Annotated in this window: 1 protein-coding gene and 1 pseudogene; both read right to left on the bottom strand. The window is 60.3% G+C overall.

What is annotated here, in order from left to right:
• Window positions 1-390, bottom strand: a pseudogene (locus tag ACR0C6_RS21600) (xanthine/uracil/vitamin C permease); the annotation flags it as partial.
• Between the two features lie 43 nt (window positions 391-433).
• The coding region (locus ACR0C6_RS21595; protein WP_480621179.1) for an XdhC family protein at window positions 434-814 on the bottom strand (381 nt) is incomplete at its 5' end.

The raw sequence follows: 814 nt of genomic DNA, 5'->3' as shown, positions 1-814 counted from the left end.
TGCAACGATCCCGCCCATGAAGCCCGCGCCGATTCCTACCTGCCAGGCCAGCATCGGGTCGTTGGTGGCCCAGTAAATTGGTCCGATCACGCCAAAAAGGTAGACGAACATGACCGGGGTCGAGATGCCGTAGGGCAGGGCGGTGACATCTTCGCCCTTTCTGGTGGCCGCCCATTTGGCGAGAAACGTATAAACTCCGACACCGGCCAGGATTGCTATGGCGGCACCGGGCACGATGCGGCCAAAGACGATCTCGGCTGGCATCTGGAACACGAACTGTCAGACCCCGGAAAGGATCAGCAGGTTCACTAGGTTATCCGTAAATAGCGCCCAGAAAGCGCTGAAGTCGCTGCGGGTAAACAGCTTGTATTCGTAGGTCCTCCCGTCCATGACGGTCTCCTCCTCTGATAGGACCGGAATTGCCTGTTGGATGTCAGGCGGATCTCCCTCTCCGGTCGTGATGTTGGCCCATGACGGGCGCCTTGGTTGCCCCGGTCGGGGCGGTCGCGGCAGTTTCAGAGGTCAGTTCAGCCATCACCTCGGCCACCACGAAGGCGGCGATGACGCTGGGCCGCTTGTCGCGGCTACCGCTTGCCCCGATGGGGCATCTCAAATGTTCGATGGATTGTCCGTCACACTGTTTGTGTGCCCAGTTCCTCAGCTTGATCCGCTTGGTCGCGGATCCGATCATGCCAACGTAGGCCGCATCCTGACGGTCAAGCGCGGCGGTGGTCAGCAGGAAATCAAGCCCGTGATCATGGGTCAGGACGATAAAGGCGCTGCCCGCAGGTGCACTGAGGATTTCGGCTTCGGG

It is taken from the genome of Ruegeria sp. AL12 (assembly GCF_056540885.1).
Note: the sequence above shows the minus strand (reverse complement) of the source record. Positions and strands in the feature narration are given on the sequence as shown.